Below are 17,035 nucleotides of genomic sequence, written 5' to 3'. Positions count from 1 at the left end.
TCAAAATTGGTTTTGGTGCTCTATGTTTTTGTAGGCATCTATGACCTTTTTGACCAATTTATGCCGAATAACGTCTTTTTCGTCCAAATAGATGATGCTGATGCCGTCGATGTTCTTCAGGATCAAGAGGGCCTCTTTCAGTCCCGAAATCACCCTTCTGGGTAGGTCTATCTGTCCTGGGTCACCTGTCAATAAAAACTTGGCGTTCTTGCCCATACGGGTCAGGAACATCTTCATTTGGGCGTGGGTTGTGTTCTGTGCCTCGTCCAAGATCACGAAGGCATTGTCCAAGGTTCGCCCGCGCATGAAGGCCATGGGTGCGATCTGGATGGTACCGTCCTCGATGTACTTGGCCAGTTTTTCGGTTGGGATCATGTCCCTGAGCGCATCGTACAATGGCTGCATGTAAGGATCCAGTTTTTCCTTGAGATCCCCCGGAAGAAACCCTAGGTTCTCCCCTGCCTCCACTGCTGGACGTGTGAGGATGATACGCCTGACCTGTTTTTCCTTCAGGGCTTTCACCGCCAAGGCAACACCGGTATAGGTTTTTCCTGTTCCTGCCGGGCCTATGGCAAAGACCATGTCATCCTTTTTGCAGGCATCCACCAATCTTCGCTGGTTGGCGGTCTGTGCCTTGATCAATCTGCCGCTGACGCCATGTACCAAAACATCGCCACTGCTGCTGGATGATGTATATTCTTCCTGCCCGTTGCTGGTGAGTACGCGCTCGATCATGTTCTCGTCCAACTTGTTGTACTTGGCAAACTGGCTGGTGAGCATATCGAATCGCTTATCGAACTCCTCCAAGAGTTCCTCATCGCCATACACCTTGATCTTGTTGCCCCTGGCAACGATCTTGAGTTTGGGGAAATATTTTTTGAGGAGCTCTATGTTCTCGTTCTGCTGCCCAAAAAAATCCTGTGGGCTGATATCCGTAAGTTCTATTATAAGTTCGTTCAAAAAAAGTGAGGTGTTACGGTTGTTTTTGAAGAATCGTATTCGTTCTTTTTTAATTAATTTTACACACAAACTTAACCAAAAATCAATTTGAGGACGGAAAAACATATCAACAGTATGGCATGGCAATCATAACCTTAACTACAGATTTCGGCCATAAGGATCACTTTGTCGGTGCTGTAAAAGGGACCATATTGACAAATCTTCCCGATGTACATATTGTTGATATTTCGCATGACATAAGCCCTTTCAATATCCAGGAATGTGCCTATATCCTCAAGAACGCCTATACGTCTTTCCCGAAGGGAACCGTGCATATTGTTGGGGTGGATTCTGAACTTTCACCTGAAAACCAGCATCTTGTAGTGCAAGTGGACGGACATTATTTTGTGAGTTCCAACAACGGGGTCATGTCATTGATCACTTCGGAGATATCCCCTGAAAAAATAGTGGAGATCCGCCTCCCCAATGCCAATCCCGGTTCGTTTCCCGTGCTGAATGTCTTTGTCCAAGTGGCCTGCCATATTGCCCGTGGGGGAAAACTGGAGGTTGTTGGTAAACCGTTCGATGAGCTTCGGGAACTGCGCGAATTTGAGCCAAGGATCCTGAATGAGGGAAGGACCATTTCCGGAAATGTCATCTACATCGACAATTATGGGAACGTGGTCACCAACATCCAGAAGAGTCTTTTTGAAGCCTATCGGAACGGGCGGAGCTTTGAGATCAATGCACGCACCACCAAAATAAAAGAGGTACACCATAGCTACAACGGCATCATCAACTACGATCTGGACAGAAGTCAACGCAAGGGTCCGGGCGATGCCCTCGCACTTTTCAATACGGCGGGATATATGGAACTGGCCATTTTTAAAAGCGACCTGAACTCGGTGGGTGGGGCCTCTTCCCTACTTGGGTTGAATTACAGGGACACCGTAACCGTAAATTTCCTTTAAATGTTGATACGCATCGTCAAACTCACCTTTAAACCCGAAAATATTCCTAGTTTTGAGCAAATCTTTGATGAATCCAAAAACAGGATCTTGGCATTTGAGGGCTGCAACAGCGTCGATTTGTATCGGGACATCGATAACCCCAACATTTTTTTCACCTATAGCCTGTGGGAAAAGGAAGGGGATCTGGAAAACTATCGAAATTCCGATTTTTTCAAGGAAGTCTGGGCGCATACCAAAAAACTGTTCTCGGACAGGGCCGAGGCCTGGAGTGTCAACAAAGTCCAATCAACAAACCCATCTTGATGTTCGCAATTTTTAAGAGAGAGGTCAGGTCCTTTTTTACATCGCCCATCGGTTATTTGATCGTGGGTTCGTTTCTTCTGCTCAATGGGCTTTTCCTATGGGTGTTCAAGGGCGATTACAATATTTTTGATTACGGCTTTGCCGATCTGGGCAATTTTTTCCTGCTGGCCCCATGGATCTTTGTCTTTTTAGTGCCTGCCATCACCATGAAGAGTTTTTCCGAAGAACGCAAGATGGGCACTTTGGAACTCTTGCTCATCAAACCCATTTCTATTGGAAAATTGGTGTCGGGCAAGTTCTTGGGCGCTTTTCTCCTCTGTATCATCGCCATCGTTCCAACGGTGGTTTACGTTTTTGCCATTTCCGACCTTGGGGTGATCGAAGGAAATTATGACTTGGGAGTAGTGCTGGGATCCTATTTTGGCTTGCTTTTTTTGATTGCGGCCTATACCTCCATCGGCATTTTTGCCTCCACACTGTCCGATAACCAGATCATTGCGTTCATTGTGGGCATCCTGCTCTGCTTTTTGATCTTCAATGGATTTGATGCCGTTTCCTCTTTGTTCGCCAATGGAGAGACCCAACAAATGGTTCAGGGATTTGGCGCCAGATCCCATTTTGACAGTATTGCCCGGGGCGTGATGGATACCCGGGACCTTGTCTATTTTATATCACTGACCGCTTTGTTCCTGTATCTCACCTTCCAACGTCTAAAACAATTGCCCCGATGAAAAAATTGCTCATTTCAGCGCTTGTGGCCCTTGTTGCGGTGGTCGTCCTGAACATTTTGGCCCGTTATGCCTACGCCCGTTTCGATCTTACGGAGGACAAACGCTACACGCTTTCGCAACCCGCAGTGGATGTGGCCCAAAAATTCGATTCGCCTGTGATCATCGATATACTTTTGGACGGCAATATCCCACCGGAATTTTCCCGTCTGAAAACAGAGACCATCCAATTGCTGGAATCCTTCGCTTCAAAGAATGCGAACATCAAATACAACTTGGTGGACCCACTGGAAGATGAGGAACGCGCACAACAGACCATTGCAGAGCTTCAAGGGCTTGGCCTGCAACCTGCCAATGTTACCGTGGAAGAAAATGGAAAGGTCTCCAACGAACTGGTCTTTCCTTGGGCCATGGTCAATTATAATGATCAGACCGTGAAAGTGCCATTGTTGAAGAACAAATTGGGTTCGACTTCTGAGGATCGCATCAACAATTCGGTGCAGCAGTTAGAATATGCCTTTGCCGATGCGTTCACCAAATTGAGCATCACCGAGAAAAAAAGTATTGCCGTCATCAAGGGCAACGGGGAACTCAGGGACGTGGAAGTGGCCGATTATCTGACCACGATTCGGGATTATTACAATATTGGGGCCATTACTTTGGATTCCGTGGCCAGCAATCCGCAGAAGGTTTTGGACCAGCTTAAAGGTTTTGATTTGGCGGTTATCGCCAAGCCTACCCAAGCATTTACGGATGAAGAAAAATTTGTGATGGACCAATTTATGGTGCAGGGCGGTAAATCCATTTGGTTGATGGATCAAGTGGCCATGGAAATGGACAGCATCTATGCAGGAGGAGGCAGTGCTTTTGCACTTCCCCGAGAGCTGAACCTGAAGGACCTTTTCTTTTCCTATGGTATCAGGATAGATCCCGTGCTGGTCAACGACCTCTATTTCACCCAGATTGTTTTGGCGACAGGCGAAGGCAATGATTCCCAGTATAACCCATTGCCCTGGTATTATTATCCCATGGTCTTTTCCAGGAACGATCATCCCATCAACACCAATATTGAGGCGGTTCGGTTCCAGTTTGCCAATACCATCGAGCTATTGGAGAATGATTACAGCAAAACGGTGCTGTTACGAAGTTCTCCCCTTTCAAAAACAGATGGTGTGCCCAGACAGGTCAGTTTGGACATCCTCAACAGTCCGCCCAATAAAGAGCTGTACAACAATGGCAATCTTCCCTTGGCCGTTTTGGTCGAAGGTAATTTTTCTTCCATGTACAAGAACAGGGTGAAGCCTTTGGACCTCCAGAACACTTTGGATGATGGCCCGGCCAACCAAATGCTGGTGATTTCCGACGGTGATCTTATCAAAAACCAATTGCGGAACGGCAGACCCTTGGAGCTGGGTTATGACAAATGGACCAATAGCTTTTATGGCAACAAGGAATTCTTGGTGAACAGCACCAACTATCTTTTGGACGACACCGGACTTATAAACATTAGGAACCGAAAAGTGTCCATTCCCTTGTTGGATGTTGAAAAAATTGTGTCCCAAAAAACAAAATGGCAGTTGATAAACATTGGAGTTCCAGTGGTTTTGACCTTGATTTTTGGCACGTTCTTCAGCTTTTACCGAAAGCGGAAATTCAGCGCTTAATGTTAATAATTTTGTTTCTTTACTAATCCCTTTTGGGATATATTTGCTTTTATCTATTTTATAAGGCCTGTTCAGGGAAATATCGACCGGATGGCCAACAATACTAAAGAATTTCTTTGATGAAGTTTATCGTATCCAGTACATATTTATTGAAACAATTGCAGGTTTTGGGAGGAGTTATCAACAATAGCAATACCCTGCCCATCCTCGACAATTTTTTGTTCGACCTGAAGAAAAACCAATTGACCGTATCCGCATCGGACCTTGAAACCACCATAAGCTCTGTGCTGGAAGTGGATTCCGATGCCGAAGGTGCCATTGCCGTGCCTGCGCGCCTGTTGCTGGAGACCTTGAAAACCTTTCCCGAGCAGCCCCTCACCTTTGTGGTGGAGGACAACAATACGGTGGAAATCAGCTCCAACCATGGTAAATATGCCTTGGCCTATGCCGATGGTGCCGAGTTCCCAAAAGCAGTGGAAGTAGGCAATCCGAGCTCCACTACGCTGATGGGCGATATTTTGGCGACGGCCATCAACAAGACCATTTTTGCCGCTGGTAACGATGACCTTCGTCCTGTGATGAGTGGTGTATTTTTCCAGTTCTCCCCTGAGAATCTCACCTTTGTGGCCACAGATGCGCACAAATTGGTGAAATACCAACGTCAGGATGTAAGTGCTTCCCAAGTGGCCGAGTTCATCATGCCCAAGAAGCCATTGAACCTTTTGAAGGGCATATTGGCCGGTTCGGAATCCGAAGTGACCATAGAGTACAACGACAGCAATGCCAAATTCATTTTTGACAACACGGTACTCATCTGTAGGTTGATCGATGGGAAATACCCCAATTACGAAGCAGTAATTCCAAAGGAAAACCCCAATAAGCTCACCATTTCCAGAAACCAGTTCTTGAGTTCGGTGCGCAGGGTTTCCATTTTCTCCAACAAGACCACGCACCAAATCCGTTTAAAGATTGCCGGAGCAGAGCTCAATATTTCTGCTGAGGATGTGGATTACAGCAACAAGGCCGAGGAAAGACTCTCATGTTCCTACCAAGGCGATGATATGCAGATAGGCTTCAATTCCAGGTTTTTGTTGGAAATGCTCAACAACCTGTCCTCGGATGATGTTTCCTTGGAAATGAGTTTGCCCAATCGAGCTGGCATCCTTACCCCCATCGATGGATTGGATGAAGGTGAGCATGTGACCATGCTTGTAATGCCCGTGATGCTCAATAGTTGATTTACAGTATCATTAAACTCTTATTAAAAGAGGGGATGTCAGTTCGAGTTTTTCCCAAAGGGAAAAGTATCGAGAACAAAGTTTTTGACAATGAAATTCTGATTCTCGATATATTTTTTTGCTTTTACATTCAAAAAAACACTCGAATTGACGAATTTCCATCAAAATAAACAGCGTATCCTCTATAATATGAAAAACAAAAGCTGGAGAACAATTCCCCAGCTTTTTCTTTTAAAGAAACTTTATCGTCATAAAATACGAAGGTGATTCCCCATTGGCCGCTTTGACAGCATTTACTATCGGCAATACAAATCCCATAATACCTACGGCAATAAGTCCCAATATGCCCAGTCCCAACAACAATATGGCCGGAATGCTCAATATGATGTAAAGCAACAAACTCAATTGGAGGTTGATGATCGCTTTTCCATGTTCATCCATGCCCTCGACACTTTTTCTGGATGCCAGCCAAATGATGAGCGGAACAATGAATCCTCCAAAGCCGGTCACGTAGTGCAAAAGCTGGGTAAGATGTGCAACGGACAACAAAGTGGTGTCCTTTCTAACGGTGGTGTGATTGATGACTTCCATTTTTTGATTGTTTTGATGATTCAACTTATCAGTATGTAAATTCCCAAAAATGTTACAGCTTTCCACTTATTCGTACTTTTGTACCCATGTCATACGCAGATAACATAGTGGCCTTGGCAACTCCTTCGGGCACTGGGGCCATTGCCGTGATCCGGGTCTCGGGACCCGATGCCATGGCTTTGGTGGACAACATTTTCCAATCCATCAAAGGAAAAAAACTCAAAAACCAGAAGACCCATACCATCCATTTGGGGCATATAGTGGATGGAAAAAAGGTTTTGGACGAAGCACTGGTGTCCATTTTTAAGGGACCCCATTCCTATACGGGTGAAAACGTGGTGGAAATTTCCTGCCACGGGTCTCCCTTTATCCAACAACAGATCATCCAACTCTTGCTGCGAAATGGTTGCCGCACCGCTTCCGCTGGGGAGTTTACACTGCGTGCATTTCTGAATGGCAAGATGGATCTGAGCCAGGCCGAAGCTGTGGCAGACCTTATTGCCAGTGACAGTGAAGCGGCCCATGACATCGCCATGCAGCAAATGAGGGGAGGTTTCAGCAATGAGATCCATCAGCTGCGACAAGAACTGTTGAACTTTGCTTCGTTGATTGAATTGGAACTCGACTTTTCCCAAGAGGATGTAGAGTTCGCCGATAGGACACAGTTCAATGAATTGTTGACCAAAATCAGCGAAGTCCTTAAAAAACTGATTGATTCCTTTGCTTTGGGCAATGTGATCAAACATGGCATCCCCGTGGCCATCGTCGGGCAACCCAATGTGGGAAAATCCACATTGCTCAACGTATTGCTCAATGAAGAAAGGGCCATCGTCAGTGAAATTGCCGGAACCACCCGAGATACCGTTGAGGACCATATCAGCCTCAAGGGCATCAATTTCAGGTTCATCGATACCGCAGGAATCAGGGAAACCCAAGACGTGGTCGAAAAAATTGGCATCGAACGTACTTTCGATAAAATCGAAAAGGCCCGCCTCATCATTTACCTTTTTGATGGGATGGATTTTGACCCTTCCGAACTGGAACAGATCAGGAATCGGTACCCCAACAAAAAATTGTTGCCCATCTGCAATAAAATGGATTTATTAAGTCCCGATGGTATCGAAAAAATAAAGCAAATGGTTCCCAATGTGCTTTTTCTCTCCGCCAAGCACAAACAAGGCATTTCCGAACTGGAAAACCAGCTTTTATCGTTAGTGGACTCGGGGGCATTGAGTGGCGATACCACCATAGTTTCCAATAGCAGGCACTATGATGCCCTGCTCAAGGCTTTGGAAGAGATCCAAAAAGTGAAGGAGGGCCTGGACATGGACCTTTCCAGTGATTTGATGGCCATTGATATCCGACAGGCACTCTATCATCTGGGTGAGATTACAGGAAGTGTGACCACCGATGATCTTTTGGGCAATATCTTTTCCAATTTCTGTATCGGTAAGTAAATCAGTTCTTCCAACATTTTATATATTTATGATTATCAGTTTATTGCGAACACCTTCTCCATTTGATTTTATCTTTTCCTTTTCCAACTTTTGACTTCACTTGAAACTTGAAAGGAACTGCTTATCCTTCTAAAACTTCATCAAGAAGGCTGGATTCTCTAGTCGTGACTGACAACTACGCCTAAATATGGATAGGGGTCATTGAGCCTTTTGCAATCAACTTCATATTTCACACTATATGTAAAAAAATTACAATTTATGGAATTTTAATGTATCTTTGGATTACTATAATCACACATTCATTAAGTGCATATCATTTCGTTCAAAAAGTTAAGAGACTATTTCTCCAAAGAAACAAATGCCAAAGTAGCCTTGCAGGATTGGTATAAAAGAACCAAAAGGGCCGAATGGGAAAGTTTTGCCGATGTGAAGAACATGTTCAATTCAGTAGATAATGTTGGAAACAACAGGTATGTTTTCAACATTAAAGGAAACCATTATAGGATAGTTGCCATTGTTCTTTTCAATATAAAAAGGGTCTATATAAGATGGGTCGGCAATCACAAAGATTATAGTAGATTAAAGGATATCGATAAATTATAATAACATGAGTACCATATCACACAAACAATATATAGATGCCAATCTTCGCTTGGAAGAATTGCTAAAGAAGGTCAATGATAATACTCCTGAAGGTTCTCCTTTGTCAAAAGAACTTATCGAGGTCAGCGATATCATCGAACAATATGAAGAAATCCATTTTCCAATGGGATTGCCCACTTTACAGGAAATGATTGAGCTTCGTATGTTCGAAATGGGCCTGAAAAGAAAAGACCTGGCTACACTGTTAAACACCAGTGCCTCTAGAATCAGTGATTACCTCAATGGAAAGCGAGAAATTACCCTTAATGTCGCCAAGGCACTGCACCAAAAATTGAACATAGATAGTGACATCATCCTTCAATAAAAGTTGTTAACAGCCCACTATTTGCTCTTTTCATGCGCATAAGGTATAACCGACCGATCCAAGAAGCAAAACAGGACAAAAATGAAAGAGATCGAAAAAATACTGGAAAGTAAGGGAATACGGCCCACGGCAATGCGCATCCTCATCTATAAGCACCTGGCACAGAAAGAAGTGGCCATATCATTGACCGATATTGAATCGGCCTTTTCAAAAGTGGAACGAACCACATTGTACAGAACATTAAAAACCTTTGAGGACAAAGGCATTGCCCACCAAATTGATGATGGAACCGGGACCCAAAAGTATGCGCTGTGCGAACCTGGTTGCAATTGTGAACTTGAGCAGGACCTGCACCTGCATTTTCATTGCAACCAATGCAATGAGACCGTATGCCTTACCGAGCACAAGATACCTCACATAAATCTTCCCGAGGGTTTTGTTGCCGAAGACGCCAATCTCGTGTTGAAGGGGGTGTGCGATAAATGTACTTTGGTGTAAATGCACTTCCGTTGCATGTCCATTTTTTACAAATTGCATGCATGGAAAAAGAAAATCACTCTTCTAATGATTTACAACAGAAGCCCCATGACCAACATGGAAGCTGTTGTGACAATACCCCAAGTGAAAGAAAATGGAACCCGTACAAATGGCCCCTGTTCAGTTTTGTGTTGCTCATTATTGGGATTGTCCATGACCAGTTCATTTTTTTTGGAATACCAGAGTGGCTGCGCGTGACATGGTATGGCGTTGCCTACCTCCCCATTGGTTTTCCCATTCTGAAAAAGGGCTGGGAAAATGCGAAAAATGGCGATGTTTTCTCGGAATTCTTCCTGATGTCCATAGCCACACTCGGTGCTTTTGCCATCGGGGAATATCCGGAAGGAGTGGCTGTCATGCTTTTCTATACCGTGGGCGAGCTTTTTCAGCATGCGGCAGTGGAACGGGCAAGGGGCAACATCAAAGCGCTACTGGATGCCCGCCCCAAAAAGGCATTGGTTTTTCGTGATGGCACTTTTGTGTCCCTAAATCCCGAGTCCGTAGCAATTGGGGAGCGCATACAGATCAGGGCCGGTGAAAAAATTCCGCTGGATGGTAAATTATTGTCCGATAGGGCCTCCATCAATTCCTCGGCCATTACAGGGGAAAGCAGGCCCGAAACCATCCGCAAGGACGAAAATGTATATGCCGGGAGCATCAATTTGGATAACGTTATTGAGGTGGAGACTACCAAGGAATTCAAGGACAGTTCCATTTCACGGATACTGGACATGGTCCAAAATGCCACTGCCAGAAAATCCAAAACAGAGCTGTTCATCAGAAAATTTGCCCGGGTCTATACCCCAATCGTAGTGTTCCTTGCCATCGCACTTACTTTGCTGCCCTATCTCTTTCTTGAGGATTATGTGTTTCGAGATTGGCTGTACCGTGCACTCATCTTCTTGGTGGTATCCTGTCCTTGCGCCTTGGTGATTTCCATTCCTCTTGGATATTTTGGGGGATTGGGTGCAGCCTCCCGAAACGGCATTCTTTTTAAAGGGGCTTCTTTTTTGGACACCATGACCAAGGTCAATACGGTGGTCATGGACAAAACGGGAACCATGACCAAAGGTGTCTTTAAGATCAAGGAAATTGAGCCGACCGTAGTAGGCAAAAAGGAGTTCATGGGCCATTTGATGGCAATGGAAGCACAATCCACCCATCCCATTGCCATTGCCATAAAAGATTACAAAGGCGATGCCGAGCAATTCAAAGCCACTAATGTGAGGGAAGTAGCAGGAAAAGGATTGAAAGGGTCCATCAACGGGAAAGAAATATTGGTGGGGAACAAAGCATTGATGTTTTCCCATGGGATCAGCACGCCCAAAAATATTGATGCTTTGGTTGATTCCTTGATGATACTGTCAATCGACAATGAATTTACAGGATATGTCACCATTGCCGATGAGTTGAAGGAAGATGCACAAATAGCAGTGGAACAGATGCGAAAAGCTGGAATAGAGCAAATCGGCATGCTTTCGGGCGACAAAGATGCGATTACCCAACAGATAGGAAAAACACTGGCACTGGATTGGGCAAAAGGAAGTTTATTGCCCGAAGAAAAGCTGAATGAAGTGGAACAGTTGAAAAAGAAACCCAATATTACCGTAGCCTTTGTAGGAGATGGTATCAATGATGCGCCGGTGTTGGCCACCAGCGACGTGGGCATTGCCATGGGAGGGTTGGGGTCCGATGTTGCCATTGAGACCGCTGATGTGATTATCCAAAACGACCAACCCAGTAAGATTGCAAAAGCCATCAATATTGCCCGTTCCACCCGCCATGTTGTCTGGCAAAACATCGGATTGGCATTCGGGGTGAAGGCATTCGTGCTCATTTTGGGAGCTGGAGGTTTGGCCACCATGTGGCAGGCCGTGTTTGCGGATGTGGGTGTGGCCCTTCTGGCCGTATTGAATGCCGTGCGCCTACAACGGATGCAATGGTAAATCAAGGATTGGTAACCAAAAGTATGGCTCCTTAATCCTTGGTTTCCATTTTCACAAAGCGGTAAAGGTCATCCGTGGCCTGCAGCAATTTTCCTTTCAATGAAGCATTCAGGTCCGGGTTTTCTTCCAAATAACGTTCCACCATCGAATATGCTTCCGGGGATTCGTATTGACCCACCGTATTGCCGAGCCATCCCTTGGGGAAAAAAATATCTCCTGTTTTCTGGATTTCCTCGAGCAAATCCAAGGCCAGAGGCACATGCTTGATGGCAGAACCCTGTCGCAATGGGTGATGGATATAACCACAGGCCGTAAGTACCCACGATTCCTTTTCACGATTCTTTGCATCACTCAAGGACACAAAGAAAGCATCCCGTTGCGATTCGTCAGCGGAGAGTGCTGGTCTTAAAAAATCAAAGCGTTTCAACTTGTCGGGGTTGGATAGTTGCGCCCTTGCCCTATCCAATATCCTATCGGCATCCTCATGCTCAAAAAGTGCCAGAGTCATCGCCATATCGGTAAAGTCGTCCTCATTCAATTTAAGGTCTCGTATGGTCACTGACTTGTTCCAAACCTTGTACAGACTCAATTTGGCTCCATCCGAATAGGCCAATCCTTTCCATAGACCAAAGAGGTTTTTCTTGATATTGGACGTGTGTTGTCCATTTTTCAACTCGTCCCACAGCATTTTTTCCAAAACGGGCTGCTCCATTTGTCTATCTTCAGCAGTGAGATAGCTCCAGAAAAGACCATTGATTTGACCACAAAGCATACCATGTATCAATTCATTTTGTTCATTCTGAATGCCTTTTGCAAAAAAATCCAATCCTTCCTTGGGTGAAATAATGCCCGAAAGAATATTTTCATACGTATTCAGGTAGGCATGCCCTCTCGCCACCTCATCCCCTATGTCTTGGATAATAGGAAAATCCGAGGTCGCTATCGGAAACACCCCATAGCCAAAAGCATTGGAATTGTAGAGAATGGCCTCTGGTCTGGGTTTTCCGGCAACTTGGGCCACGATGGCCGTGCTGTCCGATATCGAAACGGGTAGCACAAGCATACTGTCCAGATAGACCAGGGTAATCTCAAAGGATTGGGGCCACAGTTTGTTACTGCCGTCTTCTGCTTGCTGCGAAATGGCAAGCTGCTTTATTTTTCCGTTTTCATACGAAACCTCCTCATTGAAAATGGGCCTTCCCGATTGGTTCACCCACACCTCACTCCATTTCTTCAGGTCATCGGGCGTTTTATTGTCCAAGATTTCCACCAGGTCTTTCCAAGTGGCATTGCCATAGGCAAATCGGGAGATATATTCCCGAATGCCATCCCGAAACGCAACTTCACCTATTGTAGCTTCCAACTGCCGCATCATGATCGGGGCCTTGTTGTAGATGATGCCCCCGTACAAGCTGCCCGCGTTCTTCAGATTATCCAATTGCTGGCGGATGGGGTTGGTGCCACGGGTCCTGTCCTCCCCATAGGCTCCTCGGTAGTGTGCGGTCATGAACTGCAATTGGTGGTTGACATCGGGAAAGGTCGGGTTGATAATTTTGTCCGCCATAAAATTGGCGAACACCTCTTTCATCCAAACATCATTGAACCAGTCCATCGTGACCAAATCACCAAACCACATATGCGCGGTCTCGTGCGCAATGAGCTTGGCCCTGCCCAAATGCTGCCGTTCGGTGGCACTCGCATCCAAAAACAGGGAAGATTCCCGATACTGAATCGCCCCCACATGCTCCATACCCCCATACTGAAAACCTGGAATGGCTGCAAAATCCAATTTTTGGAACGGAAATTCATATTCGGTATATCCTTGTAAAAAATCAATGGAACGTTGATGCAAATCATAAACAATGGGCAAACTGGGTCTGACCTTGGCCGTGTCGGTCTCTCGATAAAGAAAGGTCATGTCGAAGATGCCCGGATTTTCAATGGACGATTCAAACTTACCGGCGACCATCGAAAAAAGGTAAGTGCTCATGGGGTCGCTTTTGGCAAACTGATAGCGTACCTTCCCTTCCTTCTCCGTTCTTTTTTCCAGAACTGCACCGCAGAGCACTTTCCAATCCTTGGGTGCGGTCACGTCCAACACATAGTTTGACTTGATATTGGGCTGGTCAAAACATGGAAAGAGGGTGCTGGCCCGTTCCGGCACCAACAAGGTATAGAGGTAATCCTCGTTTCGGTTCAGGGACTGTTCGCCCGCAGAGAACAAAATTTCTATGGTGTTACTGCCTTCGTGGAGGTCTTCCGAAATTATCAAGTGTTCTTTTTCATGATACATCTCTTGCTGGCTGCCATTGACGGTGAGTCGTTTCAACAGCGAGGCATCGGCATTAAAATCAAGGTACAGGGGCTGGGAAAGGTCATGGATCTGGAGGTCCAGTTTCAGTTTTGTGGGAATTGGCTGTGTTTTATCTTCGGGAATATCAAAAGAAAGGCCATAGACCACATTGGAAACCTGTTCCTTACGGTATTCTGCCATGGTAAGGGGTATGCCCACATCCAATAGGTCGATGCGCTTGGGCTGCTGGCAGGCAAGAAAGAAAAGGGAAACTCCGAGGAACTGTAAAATGGTCTTTTTCATGGGTTGGTTCTATTGCTTTTTAAACGTCTGGTGCACTGCGCAATCAATCGGTCACCACATAATTCACTTTGTCCACCCCAGTGTTTCCTGTTGTGGCATCGTAGGCATAGACGGTCACCTCGTAATAACCGGTCTCCGTGATCTTCATCCGACCCTCAAACATATTTCGCGAAGGGTTATCCAAAGGTATGCTGGCGACAGTGGTCCCGTCCTTTTTCAGAATGGCCACCACTTCCATGGGCATTGAGTCCCAAATGCCCCCTTTTTCGATGGGACAACCGCACATCATCACCATATTGGCACGGATGTCCAACCCATCTGCAATGGATTGCTTCGAAATGTACTGATGGGTGTTGGGCGTGAGGATATCGATGACAAAACCAGGGATTTCCACCACAACGCCATCTCCTAAAATGTCTTTCCCGGGGATAAGCCACAGTTCGGTACTGGCATGTACCTGGGCGTTTTTCTTGTTGTAGGGCGAAATGACCTCCACACGAACAAAGGTGGGCTCGTCGATGTCCACCACGGCCAAAAAGCCCGCCGTTTTATCGTCCGTGAGCTGGGTGTTTCGGTCCATGGGGGTCTTCATAATAAGATCGGTGTTCCCCGTGCTGCCAGTGGTGACCCCCTCGGCCAGTATTTGGTTGTTTATAGTGTTTCTGACAATGACGTGGGCCCCGCCAATGGAACTGCCGATAAATTTGGCGTCCTTGGCCTTGGCTCTGACCATCAATTTGGTCTCGGTGGCAGAAATGGTTAAACTCAAGGCTAAAAATAGAGTGAGTAGAATACATTTTTTCATGGGTTGATCATAGTTTTTATGGAACGGGAAGTATGTGCTGAATCCCCTTTAAACTTACTGTTTTTTATTGAATTTATGGTAAATTGGTGGGATGAATGGATTTGTAGGCAGCAAAAATTCTTTCAACCTTTTCCATTTCTTATTGTCCATGAACGATCATTACACCTAACAAGATGATAACCGATTTATAAAAATGAAACCACCACTCCCACTACTCGGTTTGTTGCTTTTCATTTTGACCGCATGTAACCACTCAAAAACAGAACCCCAAAAAATGGAACCCACAGCAACAGAAGAACTGGCCTTTGCCAGCGGATATTCCGAAGTGAACGGCCTAAAAATGTATTATGAGATCTACCTGCCGGCCGGTCAGGCAGGTGGGCAAGGAAAACCCTTAGTCCTGATCCACGGGGGCGGTTCCACTATTCCTTCCAATTTTGGAAAGGTCGTTCCGCTGTTTGCCAAAAGCAGACAGGTGATTGCTATGGAGCTTCAGGCGCACGGGCGTACGAATGACAGGGGTACGGACTCGTCCTTTGAACAGGATGCCGATGATGTGGCAACACTCCTCCACAATCTGAAGGTGGACAAAGCCGACTTTTTCGGTTTCAGCAATGGTGGGACTACAGCCATACAGATTGCCATTCGCCATCCGAATTTGGTCAACAAAATGGTACTGGGTTCCGCACTGGCCAAACGCAATGGGGTTCCCGAATGGTTTTGGGGTTTTATGAAGCAGTCAAAACTGGAACATATGCCCGAACAGCTCAAAAATGCATACAAAGAAGTGGCATCGGATACCGCTGGCTTGCAGCTGATGCATGATAGGGATGCCAAACGGATGGTGAATTTTAAGGACATTCCTGACGAGCAGATTGTAGCCATCCAAGTACCCACACTGATCATCATTGGCGACAAGGACATTATCACTCCTGAACACGCCATGGAACTTCACCGACAAATTGCCCATTCAGAACTGGCCATTATTCCCGGTGGTCATGGGGAATATATTGGGGAAATAACCACGATACAACCTGGCTTTAAAGAAAACCAACTTATCGTCCCCCTGATTGAAAAGTTCTTGGATAAAAAATAAAACAGACATTCATATGAACCGAAAAATTGTAGAAAACATCATTGCACAGTTAAGGGATATCCAAAATGGGAAGACTTGGTACGATGACAACTTGGAGAACAAAATCGAACCCATTTCGGAAACACAGGCCTTTGAAAGACCCATTCCAGAAATCCATAGCGTGGCAGAATTGATTTCCCACATTTGGGTCTGGCGCATACATACCATCAAACTACTCCAAGGGCAGGAATCCAACCTGAGCATGGATAGTCCAGAAAACTGGAAGAGCAACGAGGAACTGAAAAAAATCGGGTGGAAAAAACTAAAGGCAGATCTGCGTGGGAGCCAAGCGGAGTTGATTGCAGTTCTATCGGATAAGGACGATGATTATTTGGAGAACAATACCTATAAACCCCATCATAACCTCAAACATCTAGTGGAAGGGATTGTCCATCATGACCTATACCATTTGGGACAAATCGGCATCACGATCAAGCTGCTGGGTGTCAACAGCTAAAATCAATTCACCTTCCCCATCAGGTTGGTGCCCAACATTACCATATAGAGGAGCACGGTACCGTTGATGATCAAAAAAGCGAGCTCCAATTTGTATAAAAAGGCATTCATGCCCAGAGACCGGTTGGAACTTTGGGTCATTTCTGCCCCTTCTTTGAACTGCACGTCCTCTAAATCGTCCAAATTCTTTCTGATCTCCTTGAGTTCCCTGCCTATATCCTGTTGTATGTCAAGTGTAGGTTCTTTAAATCCACTGGACAGCACTTTTTCAAGAGACATCAATTCCACGTAGTTTTTTTGAAGATCAAAAAAGAAGCCAGCTTCACTTCGGGTGAGTTCGGTCTTGGAGAATTGGAACAGCAGTCTGTCAATGGAATCATTTTGATGGCTTCTGTTCAAATCGCCTGTGTTTTGGCCCATGGACAGCTGTTTTTGATGGAACAGCTTGCTGAGACGGTAGATATAATCCTGGGCCACGACCCTATCCTCATATACGGAGTTCACATTGTGCCGCACATTGGAGAGGTAGGTGTGATCGATCAAGTTGGCGACCAAAATCAACAAAAAGGATACCCCGAGCACCAAAATAAACTTTAAACGGCGCTTTTTCTTGGATCCTCCTGATATGACTTTGGGTTCAAACAAGTCGATTTTCTTTTTAAATCATTTTCCGTGCGTTGTTGATTAGTACATCCCGGCCCC

The 17,035-nt window shown here is 45.5% G+C and carries 17 protein-coding genes; 12 read left to right on the top strand and 5 right to left on the bottom strand.

What is annotated here, in order from left to right:
• Complete coding sequence (locus SD450_RS12380) at positions 1-960, bottom strand: PhoH family protein (protein WP_072879408.1); 960 nt, start codon at positions 958-960, stop codon at positions 1-3.
• Between the two features lie 119 nt (positions 961-1,079).
• On the opposite strand from SD450_RS12380, the gene SD450_RS12375 reads away from it, so the two are divergent.
• From SD450_RS12375 to dnaN, 5 genes are all read left to right on the top strand, one after another.
• Positions 1,080-1,910, top strand: coding sequence for an SAM hydrolase/SAM-dependent halogenase family protein (locus SD450_RS12375; protein WP_318344767.1), 831 nt, complete (start codon positions 1,080-1,082; stop codon positions 1,908-1,910).
• Entirely contained in the window at positions 1,911-2,213 is a 303-nt protein-coding gene (locus tag SD450_RS12370; RefSeq protein ID WP_108424702.1) for a putative quinol monooxygenase, read from the top strand.
• Positions 2,213-2,944 carry a gliding motility-associated ABC transporter permease subunit GldF gene (gene gldF, locus SD450_RS12365; RefSeq protein ID WP_318344766.1) on the top strand — a complete coding sequence of 244 codons (732 nt, stop codon included), beginning with the start codon at positions 2,213-2,215 and terminating at the stop codon, positions 2,942-2,944. The genes SD450_RS12370 and gldF overlap by 1 nt, the downstream gene beginning before the upstream one ends.
• Complete coding sequence (gene gldG / locus SD450_RS12360) at positions 2,941-4,605, top strand: gliding motility-associated ABC transporter substrate-binding protein GldG (protein WP_318344765.1); 1,665 nt, start codon at positions 2,941-2,943, stop codon at positions 4,603-4,605. Before gldF ends, gldG begins: the two co-directional genes overlap by 4 nt.
• A 119-nt stretch (positions 4,606-4,724) precedes the next feature.
• Entirely contained in the window at positions 4,725-5,843 is a 1,119-nt protein-coding gene (dnaN, locus tag SD450_RS12355; protein WP_318344764.1) for a DNA polymerase III subunit beta, read from the top strand.
• 231 nt (positions 5,844-6,074) lie between these two features.
• Here dnaN and SD450_RS12350 read toward each other — a convergent pair whose 3' ends face one another.
• On the bottom strand, positions 6,075-6,434 hold the full coding sequence (locus tag SD450_RS12350; RefSeq protein ID WP_318344763.1) for a DUF4870 domain-containing protein: 360 nt from the start codon (positions 6,432-6,434) through the stop codon (positions 6,075-6,077).
• A gap of 86 nt (positions 6,435-6,520) precedes the next feature.
• Between SD450_RS12350 and mnmE the strand changes: the two genes are divergently transcribed.
• From mnmE to SD450_RS12325, 5 genes are all read left to right on the top strand, one after another.
• The gene (gene mnmE / locus SD450_RS12345; RefSeq protein WP_318344762.1) at positions 6,521-7,891 is read left to right on the top strand and encodes a tRNA uridine-5-carboxymethylaminomethyl(34) synthesis GTPase MnmE; all 1,371 of its coding nucleotides are present in this window, start codon (positions 6,521-6,523) and stop codon (positions 7,889-7,891) included.
• A 306-nt stretch (positions 7,892-8,197) separates the two neighbouring features.
• A complete protein-coding gene (locus SD450_RS12340; RefSeq protein WP_318344761.1) occupies positions 8,198-8,494 on the top strand; it encodes a type II toxin-antitoxin system HigB family toxin in 297 nt (98 codons plus the stop codon).
• Between the two features lie 4 nt (positions 8,495-8,498).
• Positions 8,499-8,858 carry a helix-turn-helix domain-containing protein gene (locus tag SD450_RS12335; RefSeq protein WP_318344760.1) on the top strand — a complete coding sequence of 120 codons (360 nt, stop codon included), beginning with the start codon at positions 8,499-8,501 and terminating at the stop codon, positions 8,856-8,858.
• An 81-nt stretch (positions 8,859-8,939) separates the two neighbouring features.
• Positions 8,940-9,356 carry a Fur family transcriptional regulator gene (locus tag SD450_RS12330; protein WP_318344759.1) on the top strand — a complete coding sequence of 139 codons (417 nt, stop codon included), beginning with the start codon at positions 8,940-8,942 and terminating at the stop codon, positions 9,354-9,356.
• 41 nt (positions 9,357-9,397) lie between these two features.
• Entirely contained in the window at positions 9,398-11,341 is a 1,944-nt protein-coding gene (locus tag SD450_RS12325) for a heavy metal translocating P-type ATPase (RefSeq protein ID WP_318344758.1), read from the top strand.
• A 31-nt stretch (positions 11,342-11,372) separates the two neighbouring features.
• On the opposite strand, the gene SD450_RS12320 is transcribed toward SD450_RS12325, so the two are convergent.
• Both SD450_RS12320 and SD450_RS12315 read right to left on the bottom strand, forming a co-directional pair.
• Positions 11,373-13,937 carry a M1 family metallopeptidase gene (locus SD450_RS12320; RefSeq protein WP_318344757.1) on the bottom strand — a complete coding sequence of 855 codons (2,565 nt, stop codon included), beginning with the start codon at positions 13,935-13,937 and terminating at the stop codon, positions 11,373-11,375.
• Between the two features lie 43 nt (positions 13,938-13,980).
• Complete coding sequence (locus SD450_RS12315) at positions 13,981-14,742, bottom strand: hypothetical protein (protein WP_318344756.1); 762 nt, start codon at positions 14,740-14,742, stop codon at positions 13,981-13,983.
• Between the two features lie 274 nt (positions 14,743-15,016).
• Between SD450_RS12315 and SD450_RS12310 the strand changes: the two genes are divergently transcribed.
• Positions 15,017-15,838, top strand: coding sequence for an alpha/beta fold hydrolase (locus SD450_RS12310; RefSeq protein WP_318344755.1), 822 nt, complete (start codon positions 15,017-15,019; stop codon positions 15,836-15,838).
• A gap of 13 nt (positions 15,839-15,851) precedes the next feature.
• Positions 15,852-16,334: a DinB family protein gene (locus tag SD450_RS12305; RefSeq protein ID WP_318344754.1), complete on the top strand. Its 483-nt coding sequence runs from the start codon at positions 15,852-15,854 to the stop codon at positions 16,332-16,334.
• Between the two features lie 2 nt (positions 16,335-16,336).
• Here SD450_RS12305 and SD450_RS12300 read toward each other — a convergent pair whose 3' ends face one another.
• Positions 16,337-16,978, bottom strand: coding sequence for an MCP four helix bundle domain-containing protein (locus SD450_RS12300; RefSeq protein WP_318344753.1), 642 nt, complete (start codon positions 16,976-16,978; stop codon positions 16,337-16,339).
• Positions 16,979-17,035: the final 57 nt, after the last annotated feature.

The organism is Flagellimonas baculiformis (assembly GCF_033441575.1).
Taxonomy (GTDB): domain Bacteria; phylum Bacteroidota; class Bacteroidia; order Flavobacteriales; family Flavobacteriaceae; genus Flagellimonas; species Flagellimonas baculiformis.
This window is presented reverse-complemented; position numbering and strand designations above follow the sequence as displayed.